Source organism: Zhongshania aliphaticivorans, assembly GCF_001586255.1.
Taxonomy (GTDB): Bacteria; Pseudomonadota; Gammaproteobacteria; order Pseudomonadales; family Spongiibacteraceae; genus Spongiibacter; species Spongiibacter aliphaticivorans.
Genome location: NZ_CP014544.1, coordinates 858,289 through 881,211, shown reverse-complemented (window position 1 = coordinate 881,211; position 22,923 = coordinate 858,289). Strand labels below are relative to the sequence as shown.

Annotated in this window: 17 protein-coding genes; 3 read left to right on the top strand and 14 right to left on the bottom strand. The window is 50.5% G+C overall.

Going from position 1 to position 22,923, the window contains the following annotated elements; translation table 11 throughout:
• Position 1: 1 nt before the first annotated feature.
• The 3 genes from AZF00_RS03845 to AZF00_RS03835 all read right to left on the bottom strand — a co-directional run bounded on the left by AZF00_RS03845 (position 2) and on the right by AZF00_RS03835 (position 3,047).
• Complete coding sequence (locus tag AZF00_RS03845; protein WP_008246039.1) at positions 2-907, bottom strand: VOC family protein; 906 nt, start codon at positions 905-907, stop codon at positions 2-4.
• Between the two features lie 340 nt (positions 908-1,247).
• Complete coding sequence (locus tag AZF00_RS03840) at positions 1,248-1,766, bottom strand: MarR family winged helix-turn-helix transcriptional regulator (protein WP_008246038.1); 519 nt, start codon at positions 1,764-1,766, stop codon at positions 1,248-1,250.
• Positions 1,767-1,994: 228 nt separating this feature from the next.
• Entirely contained in the window at positions 1,995-3,047 is a 1,053-nt protein-coding gene (locus AZF00_RS03835) for an AraC family transcriptional regulator (protein WP_008246037.1), read from the bottom strand.
• A 180-nt stretch (positions 3,048-3,227) separates the two neighbouring features.
• On the opposite strand from AZF00_RS03835, the gene AZF00_RS03830 reads away from it, so the two are divergent.
• Together AZF00_RS03830 and AZF00_RS03825 are read left to right on the top strand one after the other, a co-directional pair.
• The gene (locus AZF00_RS03830) at positions 3,228-4,349 is read left to right on the top strand and encodes an alkane 1-monooxygenase (RefSeq protein WP_008246036.1); all 1,122 of its coding nucleotides are present in this window, start codon (positions 3,228-3,230) and stop codon (positions 4,347-4,349) included.
• A 147-nt stretch (positions 4,350-4,496) separates the two neighbouring features.
• Entirely contained in the window at positions 4,497-5,816 is a 1,320-nt protein-coding gene (locus AZF00_RS03825; protein ID WP_008246035.1) for an OmpP1/FadL family transporter, read from the top strand.
• A 111-nt stretch (positions 5,817-5,927) separates the two neighbouring features.
• Here AZF00_RS03825 and AZF00_RS03820 read toward each other — a convergent pair whose 3' ends face one another.
• The 3 genes from AZF00_RS03820 to AZF00_RS03810 all read right to left on the bottom strand — a co-directional run bounded on the left by AZF00_RS03820 (position 5,928) and on the right by AZF00_RS03810 (position 9,238).
• Complete coding sequence (locus AZF00_RS03820; protein ID WP_008246034.1) at positions 5,928-7,532, bottom strand: GMC family oxidoreductase; 1,605 nt, start codon at positions 7,530-7,532, stop codon at positions 5,928-5,930.
• Positions 7,533-7,595: 63 nt separating this feature from the next.
• The gene (locus tag AZF00_RS03815) at positions 7,596-7,919 is read right to left on the bottom strand and encodes a 2Fe-2S iron-sulfur cluster-binding protein (protein WP_008246032.1); all 324 of its coding nucleotides are present in this window, start codon (positions 7,917-7,919) and stop codon (positions 7,596-7,598) included.
• Positions 7,920-7,981: 62 nt separating this feature from the next.
• Positions 7,982-9,238 carry a cytochrome P450 gene (locus tag AZF00_RS03810; protein ID WP_008246029.1) on the bottom strand — a complete coding sequence of 419 codons (1,257 nt, stop codon included), beginning with the start codon at positions 9,236-9,238 and terminating at the stop codon, positions 7,982-7,984.
• Between the two features lie 445 nt (positions 9,239-9,683).
• Here AZF00_RS03810 and AZF00_RS03805 point away from each other — a divergent pair, with 445 nt between their 5' ends.
• Positions 9,684-12,455 carry a winged helix-turn-helix domain-containing protein gene (locus tag AZF00_RS03805; protein WP_008246027.1) on the top strand — a complete coding sequence of 924 codons (2,772 nt, stop codon included), beginning with the start codon at positions 9,684-9,686 and terminating at the stop codon, positions 12,453-12,455.
• A 97-nt stretch (positions 12,456-12,552) separates the two neighbouring features.
• Here the strand turns inward: AZF00_RS03805 and AZF00_RS03800 are convergent, their stop codons facing one another.
• The 8 genes from AZF00_RS03800 to AZF00_RS03765 form a co-directional block, all read right to left on the bottom strand.
• Positions 12,553-13,092, bottom strand: coding sequence for a hypothetical protein (locus AZF00_RS03800; protein ID WP_008246025.1), 540 nt, complete (start codon positions 13,090-13,092; stop codon positions 12,553-12,555).
• Positions 13,093-13,232: 140 nt separating this feature from the next.
• Positions 13,233-15,602, bottom strand: coding sequence for a TonB-dependent receptor (locus AZF00_RS03795; RefSeq protein ID WP_040802393.1), 2,370 nt, complete (start codon positions 15,600-15,602; stop codon positions 13,233-13,235).
• A gap of 297 nt (positions 15,603-15,899) precedes the next feature.
• Positions 15,900-16,730 carry a metal-dependent hydrolase gene (locus AZF00_RS03790; RefSeq protein ID WP_008246022.1) on the bottom strand — a complete coding sequence of 277 codons (831 nt, stop codon included), beginning with the start codon at positions 16,728-16,730 and terminating at the stop codon, positions 15,900-15,902.
• 37 nt (positions 16,731-16,767) lie between these two features.
• On the bottom strand, positions 16,768-17,121 hold the full coding sequence (locus AZF00_RS03785) for a DUF2834 domain-containing protein (protein WP_008246020.1): 354 nt from the start codon (positions 17,119-17,121) through the stop codon (positions 16,768-16,770).
• A 413-nt stretch (positions 17,122-17,534) separates the two neighbouring features.
• On the bottom strand, positions 17,535-18,701 hold the full coding sequence (locus tag AZF00_RS03780; RefSeq protein ID WP_008246018.1) for an acyl-CoA dehydrogenase family protein: 1,167 nt from the start codon (positions 18,699-18,701) through the stop codon (positions 17,535-17,537).
• Between the two features lie 115 nt (positions 18,702-18,816).
• On the bottom strand, positions 18,817-20,061 hold the full coding sequence (locus AZF00_RS03775) for an acetyl-CoA hydrolase/transferase family protein (RefSeq protein ID WP_008246017.1): 1,245 nt from the start codon (positions 20,059-20,061) through the stop codon (positions 18,817-18,819).
• Between the two features lie 46 nt (positions 20,062-20,107).
• On the bottom strand, positions 20,108-21,310 hold the full coding sequence (locus tag AZF00_RS03770) for an acetyl-CoA acetyltransferase (protein ID WP_008246016.1): 1,203 nt from the start codon (positions 21,308-21,310) through the stop codon (positions 20,108-20,110).
• A 2-nt stretch (positions 21,311-21,312) separates the two neighbouring features.
• Positions 21,313-22,764 (bottom strand): zinc ribbon domain-containing protein, encoded by a 1,452-nt coding sequence (locus AZF00_RS03765; protein WP_040802392.1) that lies wholly within the window; start codon positions 22,762-22,764, stop codon positions 21,313-21,315.
• Positions 22,765-22,923: the final 159 nt, after the last annotated feature.

Genomic DNA, 22,923 nt, shown 5'->3' with positions numbered 1-22,923 from the left:
CTTAGCGATCCTTGCCAGCAATAACGCCAGCGCTTGAAAACGTTGGCTTCGGTTTACCACCCCACAAATCCATAGTGGTTGAGGAGTTCTCTAACATCCGGGGCTCCCGCGCGTTTTCTGCGGGGAACTCTTCCATACCAAAGCTAAACTCGGCGGTCATACCATCGGGATCGAGGAAGTAGAGAAACACACTGCCCGAGGGCTTATGTCGGCCAGGGCCAAAAACAATATCGACACCGGCATCCATCAGACGATTTCTGGCGCGGCCAATATCATCAATCTCGGTAACCATAAAGTTAACGTGATGCAGGCCGTTCTCAGGGCTCTTTACTAGCGCAAGGCTGTGATGAAAGGGATTGGGATAGCAACGCGCCCACACAGCCTTGTCTTCAACAAAGTCGGAACTTAGCAAACCAAAATCCCGCTCTAATACTTCCCAGCAGCCATCTAAGTCGACCACCCGCAATACCACATGACCTAGCCGCTGAATATTGGCAACGGTTGGCTGATACGCCTTACCTAAATCCATTACCGACGCAAAATACTCAAAGGTCACCCGCGTTGTGGGTTCATAAAGACGAAAGCCACCGGCGACGCGCAAAAATGGCAACTCTTCGCTGGGTATAGGCCAAATTTCATAACCGCGAGCTTCAAAGTGCGTGGCCGCCGCGGCAAGATCGGCACTGGACGCCAACTGGAATGCCACCCGACGCAGGCCTGGCTCATCGGCCTGATACAAGAGCAAGCTTGCCGCATGACTGTCGCAACGCAAGGCCGAACTTTCACCGACCTGCTCGGCGCTAAGCTCAAGACCAAGTAGATCTGAGTAAAAACTGGTTGAACGGGACAAATCGCTTACATTCAGCGCAACGTAACTGAGCTGGCGATAAAGAAATGGAACATCCATTGGAATATGCCCTTTTAATTATTGTGCTTGAGGCCTTGGCAAACCAAGACAAAACAAACCGTGTAAACGCACTGTATTTTTATTTTAGATTTCTGTCAACACTAGGGCTTAAAATTTCTACACGCAAATGAGGCATCAGGGACAAGACTAGACCGCAGGCTAAACGCCACGGCACGAGAAAAGCATTCTTTAAGTATCTGGGTGTTGCAGGGTTACAGAGGGGCAAACGGAGAACACGCAAAATGCGCCGCCGTCGACAGCAGAGGGAAACTTAACGCGAGCACAGAGCGAGCTGGCCACCGAAGCGGCGGCCAGAGAGGCCCAGCGCCGAAAACAAACGCTACTTGTCTTTGATTGCCATATTGGCTTTCATGGTTTTGATATTACGATTCAACTTGCGCAGGACATCAACCACCTGCACAACTTCTTCGTGGCTAATCTCATCGAGCATCTGCTTATTACAGTCCAAGGTAAGAATACGCATTTCCTTGATTACACGACGACCTTCCTTGGTGATGAAGATACGCTTAATGCGACGATCACCAGGGTCTGCGCGGCGCTCAACCATACCGACATCTTCCAAGCGATCAATCAAACCGCTCAAAGTGACTTTGCCTAAGTTCATATCATCAGCAAGGTCTGACTGGGTTAAGCCATCGCGGCGCGACAGATAGGCTAGCGCCCATGCCTGTGAGCGAGTAACGCGCAGCGGCTTAAAAATTTCATCAATCACAATACGGCGCAAACGCGCGGCGTCATGAATCAAAAATCCCAACCTAATCTTCGCATCTTCATCAGAAACCTGCAGGTCACCTGAAAGTGCCTCGTCGTATCCTTTTGAGCTTGCCACCTTTGCCATCACAGACCTCTTTAATCACAGCCAGAACGAATAAAATAAACCTAAATTTTAACCATTCATATAGTAACAATATCCAAGCTAAATGTATGCTTATTTTCCTCAATAAATCAAGCTCTTATCATATTGATTCACAACTCAATTATTGCCTTAAAGCGAATAGCGCCACGTCATCCAGTAAATCGCCAAGCGATATTCTGACACAGCCACAAACCCTTTTATTGGAGAGCGTTATTTACCTCGCTTACGAAAGGTATCGGGCGATACACCGTACCAGCGCTTAAACGCGCGGCGAAAATTAGACGCATCGTGATAATTGAGCAAAGTCGCCACAACATCGACACTCAACTGGGTGTTCAGCAAATAGCCCTCGGCCAATGATGACAGCACCTGATCGCGCACCTCACGAAAACCTACGCCTTCTTGCGCCAAGCGCCTTGCCAAGGTCCGCTTACTGACAAACAGGGCTGCTGCAACATCGGCCTCCACCAGCTGATGATTCGGGCTAGACAGCAATAATCTGCGCACTTGGCTAACAACGTTATGCTCATCTGGTGTCATCTGCCGCAGTAGCTGTCGGCATTGATCCAAGGCAAGCTCGTAATTACGAGAGTCTGAGGAGGCGTTAACTGTATTAGCTAGTGCAGCTGGAATCCGCAGCAGATTTTCCTTCGCTGAAAAATTTACCACGCAGGGATAGGCACTGTAATATTTCTCGCGGTAGCTAGGTGGCGGATAGCTTAGCCACAAGCCCCCCTCCGACAAAGGGCGTCCTAATATCGACTCTGTGATCGCAAGCAAGCCCAAGCTAAGGGTTTCTATAAACAATCGATAAACTTTCTGTGTCACTCCATGGCTTACGCCAAGACGACACTCCAGCCAGTCCTCGGTTTTACATACAGATATGGCGGTCAGGTTCATACGCAAGGGCAAATAATCGCGAAAGCTCTCCAGCGCCTCTAAGAGCGTCGGACTGCTGTTCACCAAAAAACCCATCGGTCCATGGGTAGATGGCGTAATCTGCTTGCCATAATACAGACCAAACGCCTCGTCCCCAGAGATGTCCAGGGCATTACTCAAAATTTGCACCTGCTGCCGACCGTTGAGATACCGATCATCGCGAAGCAAATCGCGCCCTAACACCCCCGAACCAAACATGAGCCTATCCAGTTGGCGCTCACCGAGCCCCAAGGCCCGAGCAGCCACCCGCGAGTACGTCATGGGAATCGCGGCCGTTGTCATATTACTGTCGGAGAACTCCATTATTTCATCACCGCTGACCATGGTTAGTTTATTGTACGCACGCAATCAAAATTGGCAATAAATGACCTTATATTGGCAATAAATGACCTGCGTTAATTTTTGTACAGTTCCATACTGATCAACAGCGAAAGAAGCTCGGCGCACATGCCATTCAGCCGCAACATTCACTAACAATAATTTAATGCAGGAAGGTGATTGATCATGTTTGATTACATTCGATATTACACAGGCCCACTGGCGCAGATCGCTGCCGCCGTGGGTATATGTGCCGGCGGTATTTACGCGTGGACCGGCCTATCAACCCTGCTGCTGTTTGCACTGATCGACGGCGTAATGCCCCGCGACACCAAGCAGCGCAGTATTAAAAACGCATCCCTCGCCTTAATCCCAGTTTGGTTGGGCGCCGTGTTCTCTGTTGGCCTATATATGATTCTCGCCTGGCAGATCGGCAAAGGCGATATGAGCTTTATGGCCATGCTTGGCGGCGCGCTATCCGCTTCTTGGCTCGGGGTTATTATCGGCGTGCCTACCACGCACGAGTTGTACCACAAGCAGGGTACACTCATGAAGTTTGTGGGCACCTATTGTCAGGTTATATACTTAGATGCCACCCGCAATATTGCGCACATGGTCGGCCACCACCTCGACGTTGGCACCCCCGATGACTGCGATACGGCAGCGCGCGGCTCAACGCTTTACTCCTTTGCACCCTACGCCGTGTATGAAAGCACCAAAACTGCATGGCGCCTAGAAAGCGAAGCCTTAGTAAAACGCGGTTACGGCCGCTGGTCTATTCATCACCAGCTGTGGAAAGGCATAATCGCTTTGACCATCTTTGCACTGGCCCTGTATGTCCTTGGTGGCCTAGCGGCTCTGGCGTTTGGGCTTGGTGGCGCTGCCGCAGCACGTCTGTGGGTAGAAACTTTCAATTACTTCCAGCACTACGGGCAAGTGCGCGTAGCCGGCAAACCGATTGGTCGCCGCCACGTGTGGAATCACCTGCACCCCATTAGTCGTGTTGTGGCTTTTGAAATTACCAACCACGCCGACCACCACCTGGATGCCTATATCCCCTTTTACCGCTTAAAGCCCGACACCTCTGCAGTAGTACTGCCTAATGTGTTTGTGTGTTTTCTCACCGCCTTAATTCCACCGATTTGGCACCGCATGATCATTATGCCCGCGCTAAAAGAATGGGATCTCAACTTTGCCAGCGCCGAAGAGCAAGTACTTGCCCGTGAGCAAAACCGCAAAGCCGGCTGGCCAGATTGGTTTGCCGAGCGCGAAAGCAATCCAAGCCAAGCGCAAATGTCTGGCGTCTAAACATACCGTCACACAGCATTCATGCAGGGCAGCCAATTGGCTGCCCTTTTGGCGTTTATAAATCAGTGCAAGCTAGGCTAGGCATGCTCCGCGCTATCCCTGAGAAAGACAAAAAAAGAAAACTTAGAAATAAAAAGGAATACGCCAATGACAAGAAAAACAAAAATAATAAACCTGGTGTTTGGCTGTCAACTCCTAGTTCTTAGTGCTGCCAGCCAAGCTGGGCTCGGCAGCTACCTCAATGGCGCAGGCGCAACAAATCGCGCACTGTCTGGCGCAGGCGTCGCCTTTGCCGAAGACAGCATGGTAATTGCGACAAATCCGGCGGGAATTTTAGCTCTAGAAAAAGACGGCTGGGTGCTCGGCAGTATTTTTCTGTCTGCGGGGCAAACCGCCTACGCCAAGGAACCAACAGCAAGCAGTCAGCCCAATGGCGCTTTTGTATTCGCCCCCGGCCAACGCCGAGCCGAGCCCGATGTACCCGCCGAGATTGACGGTGTTTTCCCCATCCCTTTTGGCGCAATACATCGCCAAATAGATGAACGTAACGCCATTGGCCTTGTGGTCTACGGCAACGGCGGCATCAACATCAACTACAAGGCTTTTGACAATCCGAACTGCCCTAGCAATACCCCGCAACAGGGTTATTTGTGTTTCGGTGACACCGGCTCGGATATTGCGCAAATCTTCATCGCGCCCACATGGTCACACCAGCTAAATGAGCGACTGCGCATCGGTATTAGCCCCGAGCTAATTTACCAAACGATAGAAGTAAACGGCTTTCAATTATTTTCACCAGCCTCCGCTGCGCCGAATAAACTCAGCAACAATGGCCATTCACAAAGTTTTGGCTACGGTATAAAAACGGGAGCCACCTTAGTTATCAACGATCAACTCACCGCCGGCCTGACCTTGCAATCCAAAGGCTATATGCAAAAACACCAAGAGTATCGCGGACTATTGGCAGAGCAAGGTGATCTCGATATAGCACCCTACCTGCAATACGGACTTGCATGGCAAGCAAATCCATCGCTAACTCTAATTGCTGATTATCAGCGAATTTATTTTTCCAAGGTTAAAGCCTACGCCAACTCCGGTAGCGCTCCCGGCCGCTACGGTGACGACAACGGCCCCGGCTTTGGCTGGAGTGATTTAAGCGTACTGAAGCTGGGCCTACATTATCGAGTAGACGAAAAAATCACCCTGAGGTTTGGCTATAGCGACGTGCACAAGAAACCCCTCGATCAACGGGAGATTATTAACAACTTAATTTCAACAGCCGTTTTTGACGAGCGCTACAATGTCGGGATCAGTTGGTCACCCAATACGATAGACACAATCGACCTCACCTTTAACTACGTCCCCAAGCAAGAGATTATCGGCAACAACCCGCTCGCTAGCGATCAGCAAATTACCTTGAGCAACAAGCTCGCGTCAATTGATATTGCGTGGCGAAAATCCTTTTAAGCATTATGTTTGCCCAATAAAAAAGCAAATAGAAACAAAAAAAGACCACTTTCTCAGTGGCCAAGTAGGGTGATCATAATAAAACTGCTTAAGTGAATTACGCGCCGTCGCTTAAGCAGTAACACCACTGATAATCATGTCAGCTGCTTTTTCGGCAATCATCATTGTGGGGAAGTTGGTATTGCCGCTGATAATCTCCGGCATAATCGACGCGTCAACGACCCGCAGCCCCTGCACCCCGTGAACTCGCAATTGGGCATCGACAACCGCCATGTCGTCGCTGCCCATCTTGCAGGTGCCCACAGGGTGGTAGAGCGAGTTAGCGTGCTGACGAATATACTGATCCAGACCTTGGTCATCATCGCAGTGCGAGCCAGGTCCATATTCTATTCCGCGAAAATCATCATAAGCAGGCTGCGCAATAATTTTGCGCGTTAATCTAATTGCATCACGCAGGACTCGCAGATCGTCTGGGTCAGTAAAATATTGAGGATCAATGGCTGGCGCTACGCTCGCATCGGCAGATTGTATTTTAACGGTTCCAGCACTTCGGGGCCGACAGCCGTTCATCACCGCCATAAAGCCCTCTTCTTGTATTATGTCGCGGCCATGATCGTTATACATAATCGGCACCGAGTAGATTTGCAAATCTGGATAGGCTAAATCCGGTGAGGTTTTAAGATGCCCCCACGCCTCCAGCGCCCCAACAGAGGTCGGCCCAGAACGAAACAGCAAATATTTACTCAAGGCAGAAATCATCGCCATCGGCTTTAAATCGGCCAATAGTGAATAGGGTTTGGTACTGCGCTGTTTAACGGCAATGGCGATATGATCTTTTAGGTTTTTACCCACCCCTAACAACGGCAGCTTGAGCTCAATTCCATGAGGTGTTAAATCCGCAGGATCTCCAATCCCTGATAACTGCAAAACTTGCGGGCTATTGATTGCCCCACCGCATAATAATATTTCGCGGCGCGCGGCGAGTCGCTGAGTTCGACCGCGATGAACATTTTCCACCGCCGTGGCGCGGCCATCGCTAACGACCACCCGCTTAACTAAAGCATCGGTAATTACATTTAAATTAGGTCTGGATAATACTGGCTTTAAATAACAGGCCGAAGCGCTCTGCCGCAGGCCATCGGCGTAATTGCCCTGCATTTGCGCCATGCCGTGCGGATCGCCGCCATTCATGTCTTTATTAAAAGGATGGCCCGCTTGCACACCGCCGTCTATCCACGCCCGCGAACTCGGGTTCATGCTGTCCATGGGTGTAACGGTAACGCCAACGGGGCCATCTAAGCCGCGCTGCGCCGGATTACCGCCAGGCATGCGCTCGACTTTTTTAAAGTATGGTAGACAGTCTGCGTAGGACCAATTTTCATTACCCAAATCGGCCCAATGATCGTAGTCGCCGGCATTGCCCCGCGACACCACCAAGCCATTAATTGAGCTAGAACCGCCAAGAACTTTACCCCGCGGAAAGTACATGGTGCGCCCGCCCAAACCCGTCTGAGCGATGGATTCGTAATTCCAATTTCCCTTCCCAGATTTCATCAAGGGGAAAAATCCGGCGGGCATTCTATATAAAAGATTACTGTCTTTGCCGCCAGCCTCCAGCAGCACAACATTTACCGCAGGGTCAGCACTCAGCCGATTAGCCAATACGCAGCCCGCAGAGCCCGCCCCCACAATGATATAGTCCGGCGTAAAATTCATTATTAGTATTCCTGTAATACAAGGCCGCAAAGCTACAAAGGCAACAAGCCTAATTCACACTAATTAGTGCTGACTTTCGGGCATAGTCAACACCAAACCGTCCAGTTCGTCGCTCATGAGTATCTGGCAAGAGAGACGACTGCTTGCGCCGGCATTGTCGGTTAAAGACAGCATATCTTGTTCAATTCCTTCTTGCGCTCCGCCGGTTTTCGCCAACCAAGTTTGATCCACATAAACATGGCAGGTGCCGCAGGCGGCAACGCCACCGCAATCACCATCAATCCCCGGCACTAAATTATCTAGCGCCGCTTCCATCGCAGACACGCCGCTTTGGGCCTCTACGGCGTATTCTTGTTTGTCTGAGGTAATAAAAATGAGCTTTGGCATAAGATTAAATCCAGTCAGTATCATTATTCGCAATGTTAAAAAATATGCTGCGCGCCACTACGTTAAACGTGTAAGCGCACCTGCATATCAATAAAACCATTAATTAAATTAGACGGCACACGGGTCGGCTCACCAACCACTTCAATACGGGAGTAGCGCTTAGTAGCTTCTTCCCAGAGCACTTTAAGCTGTAGCTCGGCCAATCTATTGCCTAGGCAGCGGTGGATACCAAAGCCAAATGACAAATGCTGTCTAGCGCGAGGCCGATCGGCGATAAAATCCATTGGCCTATCAATAACTTCGTCGTCGCGATTACCCGACAAATACCACATCACCACCTTGTCGCCCTTGCGAATTTGCTTGCCGCGAAACTCTACGTCTTCTAATGCGGTGCGGCGCATATGGGCAATCGGGGTTTGCCAGCGCACAATTTCTGGCACCATGCTCGCTAACAGACTCGGGTTATTTTTAACTTTGGTAAATTCATCGGGATAGAGATGACAGGCCAAGGCGCCGCCCGACATAGAGCTGCGCGTAGTGTCGTTGCCGCCCACAATAAGCAGCACCAACATACCGAGAAAATCGGTGGCGGTCAGGTCTTGCATCGTTGGTGCATGTGCCAACATGGAGATCAAATCTGGCCGTGGCGGCAGCGCCTTGCGCTCGTCGTAAAGCCGCTGAAAATAAGCCAAACATTCAAGCAACTCCGCTTCACGCTGCTCCCAAGAATCCACCAAGCCGTAACCCGGACGAGTGGTAACGATATCTGACCAGCGCGTCAGCTTACGGCGATCCTCCAGCGGAAAGTCCAACAACGTGGCCAACATCATGGTGGTGAGTTCAATCGAGACCAGATCAACCCAATTAAACTCTTCGCCAATAGGCAATGAATCTAATACCTCGCTGGTGCGCTCCCTAATCAATTTCTCAAAGCGCAGCAAATTCTGCGGCGCCACAATCGGGCTTACCGCCATGCGGTGAACGTCGTGGGTTGGCGGGTCCATACCCAAAAAGTTGGGCAGGTACATTGCGCCGTCTACTGCATTGAGGGTGGTATCATCAAGAACAAAAGCACCAACGCTCACGTCCGACGAAAACACTTTGTGATTGGTGTCGATATCAACAATATCGCGGTATTTGGTTATTGACCAATAGGGCCCATAAATACTGTCTTTACAATAATGCACTGGGTCTTCGCGGCGTAAACGCTCAAAGTAAGGGTGCAGGCCATTGCGTGCAAATAGCTCAGTTTGACTAACATCAAAATCTTCTAGCGGCAGCGACTTGGCGAGTTCGGCATCTATGGTATTGGTAATCATTTCAGTACTCCGGTTGACGGTTTAAACACCGCGTCTTTATTTTTTATCAGTCTATTGGCGAAATCTGCTCGCTAACCCGTACCTAAGGACGGGCTGCGCATAATATTCTCAACATTCCGCGCATGTTCAGCTGAAAGCGATTGCAACAGCGCGCTATCACGTAGCCCCAGCGCTGACACTAGCAATTGCGTCGCCAACAACATCTGGGGTCTTTGAACCGAGCAACGTAAGCGCCGACACGTAAATAACGCAGTTGTGATTAAGCTCGCAGTCTATGGCAGCTTTAATTACCATAAGCCGTACTTTAGGAGGGCCTAGCTAAAGACCAAATAATAAAGGATGGGGCATGGGCGCAAAATGCACGATGGCGAAGTAAAAAAGGCCGCCACGATCAAAAGCGCCCTGTTTGGCCATAATGCACGCACAATAATAAGAGGATAGAGTCTTGCCCAATAAAGCTGCCCAATTTCGCCGCACTGCCGAGCATATCGACCAGCAAATAGGCCGCAATGAGCCGCCGAACTTCCTGTTTCAAAGCCTGCGCATTCCAGTTTTAAGCAATATACAAACGCCAAGCGGCTTACGCGCCAAATGCTTAAGCGCAGTAGCACCCGTTGGTTACGGCAAAACTGTACTTATGTCGATGCTACTCGCCGATCTTCGCCACGCGGGTAAACAATGTCTGTGGCTGTCACTCGATGAACGCGACAATACCGTCGAGAGCCTAATAAACGAACTTGGTTCGATCTTGCGCGGCGACAAAAATCAAGCCCACCCTACCCAAGCGCTCTTTCACGGCCACGAGCCCCGCGACACCAGCATCGACAAACTGCTTTCGATACTGAATAGCCACCCCCTCGCCATCACGCTCTTTATTGATAATTTGCATTTTTGTCGCGACGAATCCCTAGGCCTGTTTCTTGATCAGCTACTTTTTAAAACCCGCGCAAATGTCCAGCTCGTGTTATCCAGCACCGAGGACTTACCTTTAGACTACCCCCGCGCGCAACTCGAAGGTCTTGTTCAACAAATCGGCCCCAAAGAATTAAGCTTTAGCCAAGAAAACGTTACTAGCCTATTCGGCGATTCACTAACAAGCCAAATTGGCGAACAAGGTGTTGCCGAGGTCACCCGTAAAACCGAGGGCTGGCCGGCTGCGGTGCGCATGGCGCAAATTATATTAAGCCAAGCGGAACAGCCACTAAGCGCGCTCGCGGCGTTTTCTGGCTCAGACGAATCACTCGCGCAACTATTAAACCGTCAGGTGCTATCCGGCTTTTCGGCCGAGCTCCGGCAATTTCTGCTCGCCGTATCTCAGCTGCGTACCTTTAATATGGAGCTGTGCAGCGCAGCCATTGGCGGCGATCACGTGGCAGAGCATTTAAACGACTTAATTGAACGCAATGTGTTTGTTATTCCGCTGGATCGCAATCGCAGCTGGTACCGCTTACATGGCTTATTCCGCGACCATCTACTACGCGAAGCGAGCCTTCACCTAAACAAACAAGAGCGCCAAGACATTCAGCTGCGGGCATCGGCATGGTGCCAGCGCAATCAATATTGGCGCGATGCCATTAACTACGCCTTAGATGCCGAATCTAGCAGCACCGCCATGCCAATCCTGGAGCAAATCGCCCCCTCGTTTGTGCGCGATCGCGGCGCGGTATTGCAATATATTCGCTGGATCGAAATTCTCCACGACGAAGGTAAGCAAGTCAGTTTAGAAGCCGAATACTGGTTTGTGTGGGCGCTGGCCTTTCACCGCCGCTACGAGTACGCGCGCAAGCAAATCAATAATCTCTACCAGCGCATGCAGGGTCAGCAAAACAAAAACAACTCCGCTAGCGAAACTGAGTTGCATCGTCGTATTGCAATATTAAGAACCTCGATCGACAGCCTTAGCGACCAACTCGAAGACGCCTACCTCGGCGCCAAACAATGGCTAGACAGCGCCGGTGCCGACTGCAATGACTCTTTTAATTTAACTGCCGCCAACTGCATTATTGGCTGCTATTTTATGAATACCTTCCACTTTAGCGATGCCCGCCAGCATCTTCAGGCGGCTAAAGAAACCGCCTACCAAACCAATAGTAGCTATGTCGATGGCTGGGTTCATGCCTACACCGCCCTGGTGGGAATACACGAAGGTAATTACGCCAATAGTTATACCGAAATCGTTTCTGCGCTGACCACCACCCGCGGCGCGCTAGGCGATGAATCGGGTATTTGCGGAACCATGGCGCTGGTGGCCGCCCGCTGCGCGGTGGGCATGGGACTAGACCAAGACGCCCATCAACTCCTCGCCTTCGGTATGAAAACCGCCCGCACCCACGGTTTTCTTGAGGCCGCTGCCAGCGGGCTCGAAGCCGCCGTATTACTCTGGCAAGGCCACGGCGACGAGACCATACCGCTAAGCAGTATGTGGGAAGTTGCGAACGCCTACCCTACTCGCCTCTCGCTTATGCTGTCGTGCTTTCTTATTAAACGCCTTATTGTGTTAGGGCATATTGACGAAGCCTGCGCTGAGGCGGAGCGCGCCGGTCTGCAACGCGCGGTAGAATCATCGAACCAACGGGGGACAAAGGCGACTGCAATTCCCTTGCTCGCCACCCTAATCAACAGTGCACTGATCGACCTCGATTTGGCACTTGGTCGCCTAAAACCGGCAAACACCTTAATAGGCCAAGACCTTAAGCGCGCCAAAAAACAAAGCTGCAATGCTAGGCAAGTGGAACTCGAATTGAATAGTGCAGTCATCGCTACCCAGAATCAGGATTACACCTTGGCCGTGCGCCATATTACCCGCGCCCTGCGCATTGCCGCAAGCCGACGCATACTCAGGCCATTTATCGATCAAGTTGATGTGCTACACGCCGTCATCAGCGCGAGTAAAGCCTCGGCCTGGGGTTTTGTATCAGATCAGGAACGGCAATTTTTTGCCGAAATTTGCCGTTTATTACCCAGCGATGATGCGGATGATGCGAGTGAAATTGCGACAGAGAATGAGCAGCCACGCCTGCTTGGCAAGCTCACCGCCCGCGAGCTAGAACTACTCGGCTTTATTGGCGCCGGCCTAAGTAATCAGCAGCTCGCCGACCGAATTGACGTTTCCTTAACCACCGTTAAATGGCATTTACAAAACCTGTACGGCAAGCTCGGCGTATCTAGCCGGACCGCCGCCTTGGCTAAAGCGAGAAACCTTAACGTTATTCCCTGATGCAGCCAACAATAGTCTATTGAGTAATATTGTTGGCTGCGGCCTGCCCATCTAAATTACAAGGAAGCTAATTTGTTTGGCAGCCTGAATGGAGACCTTAAATATCGACCTCAGTTACGGCTGTCAGGATTTCAGGGAGTATTTCTGCTGGCGACAGCGCGGGCGTAATACTACCCAAGCCAATAAGCTGATCGCCAAGCAAGGTATCGAGACCGAGTAAATCCAGTTCCAGCCCTGAGGAAACAAGCGGAATAGCTGGCAGGATAAAAATTGACTCTGACAATATCGAATTTCCCGCCACTAAGAACTCGACTATTCCGAGTGGATTTTGATAAAGCACCTCAGCTCCTGGAACAAAGCCAAAAATCAATTTAGAGTCTAGCCCCGTTGGCACCTGCGCCAGCGGATCACCAAGAATCTGGCCCATCTCTGTAGTCAGTAACCCGACCTTACCAAGCGCGGTATTTGCGGGCAGCACATCACCACCAGGCAGAGTACCTAAGATCGACAGTTCGCTGCCGACCATACCGCCACCAGCCAGTAGGTCACCCAATACGGGGATTTGAGCCTGCGCTAAAGCCAAAGGGGCTGCCGACAGTATCGAGACCAAACCAAAACCTAATAGTGAATTATTCATTATGATTATCCCTCTCGTAATTTTCAAAAACTCTCATTAGCGAAATGCGCTAAAGCCTTGTCCGACCGCAGTCGCTGCGGTCGCTAAAGTCATGTTTATTAAAATCGACTTGCTTATACTTCGTTTCATCGCGTTAACAATTACTCAAACATCAGCCCATAATCCCACTTCAAGCGCACACCATAGAAGCGCGGCGCAGCCAAGCTTACCGTACGGCCGAAATCTGACTGCATAATAGTTGCGAAGTAATCTTTATCCTTGGCGTTATCAACATAGGCGGTGACTTGCAGGCCAAGTGGATCATAGAAGTAAGTAGCCCGAGCGCCCCAAACCTCGAATTGGTCCTGAATAAAATAGGGTGAAGCTTGCGGTGTGGTGTTGTATTCACCTTTATAGGAATAATCGACAGCAAACTCTAAATTGCCGTAATCACCAAGTTCAATAAATTGATTCAAAGAAATACTTGAACTCAATTTTGGCGTTCTCACTACAGAGTTACCGGTGAAGTCTCGTGGTTCCTGCAGAGGAATACCGGTCAAATTATCTGGGCCAAAATACAAGCCAGTTTCATCATCAAAACCCGATCCATTTTTATAGTCGGTGTATTTTGCATCAATATAACTGGCACCACCGGTTATCGCTAAGCCAGGATTCCAATCCGGCATGGGCTGCCACTGAAAATCTAACTCGGCGCCGTCAGACACTGCCTCGTTGGCGTTCGAAAAACGCACAATACCGCCCGAGGTAAACGATACAATCGCAGTAACGAGGTCCTTGGCAACGGAACGGAAGACAGCGCCGTTTAATTGCAGCTCGCCATTCAGCATTTCAGATTTAAAGCCTAGCTCAAACGCAGTGGCTTCTTCGGCCTTAACAAGATCTGGCGGGGTAAAAAAGTTAACAACGTTAAAGGTTGGACTCTTATAGCTTCTCGACAGCGACGTATAAAATTGCACAACATCACTCGCAAAATACTGGCTGGCAATACGCCACGAGGTGGTATTGGCATCGACCTCTTTACCCTCAAAGCTCAGCACTCGCGTATTTCTGGAAAAATCATTGCCCTCATAATACTCCGGCGGCGGGTTTCCACTAGTCGTATCCACTAGGTCTAAGTAGGTATCACCGATTTCTCGGTGTTCCTCTTGATACCGCGCACCCAGTGTTAAGTTAAAACGTTCATCAAAGGTCCAAGTGCCCTGGAAGTAAACCGAATCGGCAGTGGTGTCTAATATCCCTGTCGACTGCAACATAACTTCGTTATTGGCGGTAAGCTCTCGCAACAAGGTTGTAACCGTGCCGCTCAATACCGGTGGCAGCGCATTGGTTATAGCCGGAGTCACTAATCCCGTATTAACAGTAAAAAACAATCGATCAAAGCCCGAGGATGCCTCTAAGTGATAGAGGCCCGCCGCCCACTCTAAATTATCACTCAGCCAAGTTTCTTCGTTAGAAGTAAATTGCAGTTCATAGGTATCCTGTAGCGAAGGCTCGTTATATACAAAAAATGTAGCCCCTGAACTTGGGGTACTATCGTAGTCAAACTGGCCCCAATCTACGTCAGTCTCGATATTAGACGCAGTAAATTTCATATCAAATGGACCTGGGCTCCATTCAAAAATCGCTCCATAAATATAATTTTGGGTGCCGCTGCCACCCTCAAAGTCATTCTCTAGACGACGATCAGCCTTGGTTTCTGAGCCGTCTCCGCCGGCCAGAATCAGGGCAGGACGTGTATTTTCCAGCATCAGCGAACTGCCATTGAACTGATTAATATACGAGCCAATTACCGTAGCGCTCATAGAATCACTGATATCCCAGCGAAACTTTAATCGCGCCCCCTCGTCCTTATCCTCCCGCTCTGGCCCAGGGACGGTCTCACCATCAGGGCCGGTTAAATAATTATGCGCTATGATATCGCCGCGATTTTGAAACAAAGACACCGTTGCCCCGAGCCCACCAACAAGGTTGCTGGCACCATAAAGCTGATAGCCCCGCCGCCCATAATTTCCGATATCCGCCTTAAGAGTGCCAGCAATAGGCTCGCCTTCTGGTGGCGGATCTGCGGTAACAATGCTAACCGCGCCGCCGGTGGCATTTCGTCCGAACAATGTCCCTTGCGGGCCTTTAAGTACTTCAACCCGCTGAACTGGACCGAGCGTATCATTCTTGCCACGTGTGGCAGGAATATTGATCCCGTCAATGTAAGTTGCAACAGAAGGGTCGGCGCTGGGCAAAAATGCATCGCTACCCACGCCTCGTAAATAGATAACGGTGTAACCGTAAGTGTAAGTAAATGTGAGCCCGGGGGTTATTTTTTGTAGGTCTGAGGTATTTTCAATACCAAAGGCTTCCAGCTTATCACCGCTGAACGCGGAGATAGCAATTGGAACATCCTGAGAATCCTCTTCGCGCTTTTGGGCCGTAACCACAACTTCCTCGAGCAAACGGTTACGGCTTACTTTCTTCTTATAGGTCGCATCTTCGTCAGCATGATTATAATTACTCATACATGCAACCATTGACGCCATTAGCACCACTCTACAGTTATTCTTACTAGACATTTTTATTCTCCTTAAAACATGAGAATAATTGTCGTTCAAAAATGCCACCAAAAAACCGTACTAAAGAACAGAGTTACTTAATTGACAACGAGAATTATGGTTTTTTCAACACACGATAGTGTTTGGGAGGGATAGTAGGTTTTATGCTAAGCCGTACCTGCACAATATCTAGTTATTATTTACCGGCATAGCATGTCACTTCAGCCTGGGGAGTTGGAACTTAGCTCGAAAAAGCACTCCAGTCTACGCCGAAGCCGGCCCCCATTTTTCTTCAGCCTGCGCAAGTACCTTCATAGACTCCCTAGGTTCCGCAGCATTTAAGGGATCATAGCTAGGATGGAAAGTCTTTAGCAGCCTAGGCACTATGTATTTTGCCATTCTGAAACTAACACCGAGCATCCGCAGACGGCTTTTCCACGGGTCAGCTATTTTTCCTGATTTGCGATCTTCTGAAATAATATAGAAAGCCGTCTTGAACATATAATTGAGCATATGAGGGCCCGCATATACGATTCCGAACAGGCGGTACCAATAACTACCATACAATTTATGAAAAAGCTTGAACGCGACATGGCGGTGTTCATATTCTTCTGCCAAGTGCCAGCGCCACAAATCCAGCGTAGGGTCACACACAGAAGGGGACTCTAGCTCTTTAGCGCCCTCCAAAAAATAGCACGCCACAATTAGTCCCAGCGTTTCAAAACCTTCAGTATAAGCAAGACAGAATTTATGGCTTCGGGTCTCAGCAAAGCCCTTATAATCGGCCTGCATTTTCTTTTCACGCTGCGCTAATTCTGGGTAACCACTCGCCCGCAATTTGGCATTGTATCTTGCGTGATTTTTAAAATGCCGAGTCTCTTGCTGAATGAAGATCTTACAATCATTAATTAGCTCGGCATTTTCTTCGTTATCCTCTAACATTTCTATACCAGCACGAACGGTGCGATTTAGAAATGGTTCGAGATACGGCAAGTATGTCGATGATGCATTCCAAAATTGAGCAAACTCAGGCGTGTCCGGCGTCCAATGCAACTCCGAATCTGTATAGTCAATTTGTATATGTCGTACCTTCATACTACACCACCTGCAATATCGTATTAACTAGAGTAGGTTACTCAGCGCGATGTTTATCTATGTAACGCTCACGGAACACAAGATAAATCGGAAAGGTGAAGGACACGCCAATATACGACAAGGCCACAAAGAACCAACCCCATTTCTTACCTGCGCCGATACGCTCACAATCGAACACCACCCAAATCATAAATACCGCCCAGGCGATCATCATGTCGATACTTAAAAACGCTGCGGTGCCACCGGCATCTATGGCATCGCCAAAGAAGGCAATAGGGTTGAGAATATTGCCGCCATTACGCATCCAGTCAAAAGCAAAAGGCCACGTTAACAACAACGCAGCTATACCAAAAACAATGAACACACCATGCTTAATACTCAAACCTTTCATACTGAATGTCCTTTAATGTTATTTTTAGAGTGAGTTGCTGAAAGTAGTCAATCTGCGCCTTATCGAACTCATAGACATCAACGCCCTACTGGGCGCTGCCGCACACATACTCAGCTAGTGTGCGTATGTGTGCTTATTTATGACCAGTGCCATATGGCCTGCATCAAAAGTGAAGAAGCAATTCATTATACACATCAAGTTTGTATACACAACATCAACTAGCGAACTAAAAATGTGATACACAAGATGTCCCGATAGCGCAGTAAAAATACCCATTTCGCACTTTATATAAACGACCATTTCTACATACAAAAAAGCCACTTACCCCCTGGAACTACCCGGCGTAAGTGGCAAGAAATTTATACCGCTATTTAAAACTGGGGCGCAATCATCTCAGTCACGCCCGCCCGCTTTCAGTATGACTTAGGCATGCCCAAGACCTTTTCGCCAATAAAGGACAAAATCATCTGCTCGGTGACGGGGGCAATCCGCGGCAAAACGGATTCACGTAATAAACGCTCAACGTGATATTCCCGCGCATAACCCATACCGCCGTGGGTCAACACCGCTTTAGTACAGGTATCGAAGGCGGCGCGGGCACTGAGGAATTTTGCAGCATTGGCTTCGGCTGCACAGGGTAGGCCTTTGTCGTATAAGTCTGCTGCACGCAAGCACATCCAGTAAGCAGACTCGAGATAAGTCCACGCTTCGGCAAGTGGGTGCTGAATGCCTTGGTTTTGACCAATGGGGCGACCGAATACAACTCGCTCTTGGGCGTATTTAGCGGCCTTGTCTAGTGCTGAACGACCTATACCAATCGCTTCAATTCCAACCAAGACCCGCTCTGGGTTAAGGCTGTCGAGCAGATAGTAAAAACCCTTGCCCTCTTCGCCAATCCGGTCGCAATCTGGAATGAAATAATCGTCGATATAGGTGGCATTAGAGTCAACAGCATTGCGGCCCATCTTTTTAATACGACGAACTTCGATTTTAGTGCGATCTAGATCGGCGTAAAACAGGGTCATCCCGTCGGTCGGACGCTTGCACTCTTCTTTCGGTGTAGTACGTGTAAGCAATACAATTTTGTGTGCTTCTTGACCGGTCGACGTCCACATTTTGCGGCCATTGACGATATAACCACCGTCCACTTTTTTTGCAAAGGTTTTAATACTGGTGGTATCCAAACCCGCATCAGGCTCAGTCACACCAAAGCAGGCTTTTTCTTCACCTTTAATTAGCGGCACCAACCAGCGCTTTTTCTGCTCTTCAGAGCCATGCACCACAATTGAATGAGGACCAAACAAATTAATATGGATTGCTGAAGCCGCCGACTGACCACCGCCACTGGCTGCCACCGCATGCATCATAATCGCTGCTTCGGTTACACCTAGGCCTGCGCCACCCAGCTCTTCTGGCATGGTGATACCCAGCCAGCCCGATTTTGCCATTGCGTTATAAAATTCTTCAGGGAAGCGCGCCTCTTCATCGCATTCCATCCAGTAGTCATCGCTGAATTCCGAGCAAATTTTACGTACGCTTTCGTCAATTTCTTTGTGCAGATCACTGAGATTTATATCCACGGCCGATGCCTCTCTTTAACAATCGTATTGATAACCATACATGGAAATAATGTTAGCATGTAAATCGTTCTGATGCGAATCAAGTGTTTTGATTTTACAGTTTAAAGACCGCACCTCACAACAGGAATCGTTGTTCAAACTCAGCAAAAAGGCGATCACGGTGATCAGGGTGCGCAATGGCCACCAAGCGCTCAGCGCGGGTCACCATATCTGCACCGCGCAAATACGCGCTGCCATATTCAGTAACCACCACATCAACAAGATACTGGGGCACGGAGACGGGCACACCGCTATCCAACCGCGCAACGATACGCGACTGCTCGCCCGTTGGATCGGCCGCTGGCAGGGCGATAATCGAACAGCCATCGTATTGCGCTCTGGCCCCGGCGGCAAAATCGGGTAAACCACCAGGGCCGCTAACAAAGCGCCCGCCCAGCATTTCGGCATTAGCCTGACCAAACAGATCAAGCTCCATGGATGAATTCACCGCAAACAACTTGGGCACTTGCGCCAACACCTGCGCACTGTGGCAGGCTTCAACACCGCATATATTCAGTTTTTTGAATTCTGGCAAGCGGCGATAAAACGCACTGCTACCTAAGGCGACAATACTGGTCACCGTCGCATCAAGATCCAATGCCCCCGCATCCAATAATGACACAATGCCATCGCTGGCCATGCCACTGTGGATACGCAGCTGACGATGATCGGCTAGCGCCGCCATCAACTGATTGGGAATTTTACCCAGCCCACACTGCAGCGCGGCGCCATTGGGAATTAAGGCGGCAACATGTTCCGCGATTGCCTGAGCGACCGCATTGGGCTTGCCAGGGTCGTAAGTTGCCAGTGGCAAATCACTCTCGCAGTAGGCTTCAATGTCGGCCATCGCCAGCTTAGGCGAGCCCGCCAGCACCGGCACATTGGGGTTTAGCACCGCTAATACGCGAGGTTTGCGACTCAGCAACTGAGGCAAAAATTCGCCTTGCAAGCCCAGCGAGCAATAGCCATCGCTATCTGGCGGCGAAACCTGCACTAGCACCGTATTGATCACGCCGTCGCTGCAAAGGTGTTGCAACGTAGCGGTGTAAGACATCGGCGCAAAGCGCACATGGCCTGCAGCCAAACTTTTACGGAATCCGCCCTGCATAAAACCAACGGTCATCCGCCGGTTTTCATTGGCCAAATTTCGCGAGTTAACCCCGGGAATAAAACTGCAGTGAAACTCTGCGCCCGCGGCAAGCTCCGGCGTAGTTGCCAGCAGCTCGGTCACCGCAATGGGCTCGCCCGCGCTACCAGAAACAAACACTTTATCGCCCGCGCGAATTGCGCCGGCCAGCGCTTCAACAGAAACAGCCCTCATACCCTTTTCTCCAAGCTCGCTCAGTGTGCCGTAATTGGAATGGTGCTTAAGCGCCTTCCAAACCAACGATGCTAATTGCACACACCCCGTTATAGGGTACGCCACCAAGATTGTGGCTTAAGCCTAGTTTAGGATTCGGTAACTGGCGATCTCCCGCCCGGCCCTGCATTTGCAAATAGTGTTCATACACCATACGCAAACCCGATGCCGCAATGGGGTGACCAAAGCACTTTAGACCGCCGTCGATCTGGCACGGCAATTCACCGTCGGCATCATATACGCCATCGAGTATGTCGCGCCAAGCTTCGCCGTCAGCAGAAAGGCCCAGGTCTTCCATGGTGACAAGCTCGGTAATAGAGAAGCAGTCGTGTACTTCGACTGCACTTAGCTCTTTGCGGGGATTGGTGATGCCCGCTTCTTTATACGCGGCCTTGGCAGCGTTGCGGGTATTTGGCACATAACTGCCATCCCAATCTTTAAAGCCCTGCTCGCGACCCGAACTGGCCGACAACTGCAAAGATTTAATGGTTACCAAATTGGTTTTACCCAGCGAACGAGCAATCTCAGGCGTGGTGACAATCGCGCAAGCCGCGCCGTCAGAAACACCACAACAGTCGAACACACCTAAGGGATCGGCGATCAGCGGCGCGTTCAAAATGGTTTCCATGCTTACCGCTTTACGCAGGTGAGCCTTGGGATTTTTAGCGCCGTTCTGATGGCTCTTCCACGACACCCGCGCCATCGCCTGCTTTAGCACGTCTTTCTCAAGACCGTACTTGGTGCGATAGCCCGCGGCCAGCTGAGCGAAGCCTGCTGGCGCAGAACCGTAGGGCATCCACAAATCGTTGAACGTGCCTTTCGGCATATGAGGCAAGCCACCATAGCCGGTGTCTTTTAATTTTTCAGCGCCAATCGCCAGCGCAATATCAACGGCGCCAGATGCCACCGCATAGGTCGCACCGCGCAGGGCCTCGGTGCCGGTAGCGCACATATTTTCGACGCGGGTTACCGGAATACCGTCTAGACGCAGGGCGGTAGAAAGCGGAATAGCAGAGTTACCCACATTAATTTTGTCGGCAGCAGAGCCATACCAAACTGCGCCAATACGCGCCTTTTCAATACCCGCATCGGCCAGCGCTTCGTTAAACGCCTCGGCCATAAGATCTTCAGAACCGGCGTCCCAGCGCTCGCCAAACTGGCTGCAGCCCATACCGATAATTGCGACTTTGTCTTTAATTCCTGTGGCCATGTTTACTCTCCTGCGGCGCTAACGATGGGGCGTGCTTTCCAGAAATAACGGCGGTAACCGCGCATCTTGTCTAACTCTTTAATGCGGAAGGTCATTTCCAGCGGGGTGCCAACATCGATGCCCTCGGGGCCAACATCAACAATTTCCATTAACATCCGCGCGCCATTGTCGAACTGGGAAAGCCCCATATACAGCGGCGGCGATTGCGAAAACATCAACCAGTCAGCGGTAACCGTGAGTACCTTGGCTTTTTCGTCGGCCAGCGGCGCGGGCGATTGCGTGTCGAAGGCACCGCAATTAACGCAGTTAGGCAAGCGCGGAAACTGAATGGTGTCGCAGTCACGGCATTTGCCGCCAACAAATTCAAAGGTTTGATCTGCCACGCGGTACTGCTGAGTCAGTGCGGTTTTTTGATCCGTTTCCGAACGCATGCCCCACTCAACCTCAATTTCGCCAGAGAAACTGAGCATCTTCATATACGCTGTTTCTTGGTGACGGCGCGCCAAATTACCTGCCAAACCACGGCGACCGGTATCACTGCCCTTGGCGGCCATTTCAAAGGCGATCACTTCACAGCCTTGGGCAAAGGCGGCAATAATAATTAAGTCGCCGGGCTGTGCCCGCTCTAGGGCTTCGGTCAGCAGCAGCAAGGAATGCGCTGCGCCGGTGTCGCCCACGTTATTACGCAGGTCTGGCAGCACGGCCGCATCGGCAATACCAATCTTTTTAGCAGCAAAACCATCGGCGCGGGGACCACCGCCAGCCAAGCCAAAATGCGCAACATCCGCAGCGGTTTTACCTAGGCGCCGCAACAATGCGTTTACCGCTTCCGGCACCAACTTGCCAACACCTTCATCGCGAATCCAACGCTCTTCCCAAGCGTATTCGTAGTCAGAATTTGACTCACGAAAATGGTCAACAAACGGTACAGACAAGGATTCGCTACCCAAATAAATGGCCAGTAAATCGTCGCCGCTGCCCAGTAACAATGCTGCAGCACCGTCGCCAAACAACATTTCTTGGGCACTGCCAAGCTTGGTTCGGCGCTTTTCACCGGCTACCAATAACTGGCTAGCGCCGCTCTCGCAGGCGTGGCTAAGGGCGCTCAGGCCTGCGCGGGTTGATGCTGTTTGATCGCTGGTCGCAACATTGCGCGGCGCACCCAATGCGCTGGCGACCAAGGTCGCGTTTTGCACATCGGCAAATGGCGCGCTAGTACTAGCCAAACAAAGCCGCGCCAGGGCGTTTACATCTTGGCCGCGCATACAATCCCGCGAGGCTTCAACCGCCATGGTAATGACGTCTTCGTCCCAAGAGCAGAAGGCTTTTTCGCCCTTGCCCAAACCACGTAAACCGGGCAGAGCCCACGCATGTGCCTTGGCAATTTCGCTGCGCTGCATCCGTCTTGCTGGAATATAGGCTCCAAAGGAGCGAATCCCGATTGCTGTACTCATATCTCTCTCCAAAGACACTGCCAGCGACTATGGCCAACAGGGCGATCTGTATTCTGGTCTTAAATTTGGGCTTAAATTAGGTAGTAGGCTTGGGCATTCATTCAAGATTTGCGCTAGGCGCCGACCTTAATATTTACGCCGCTCGCCCTAACAAATTTC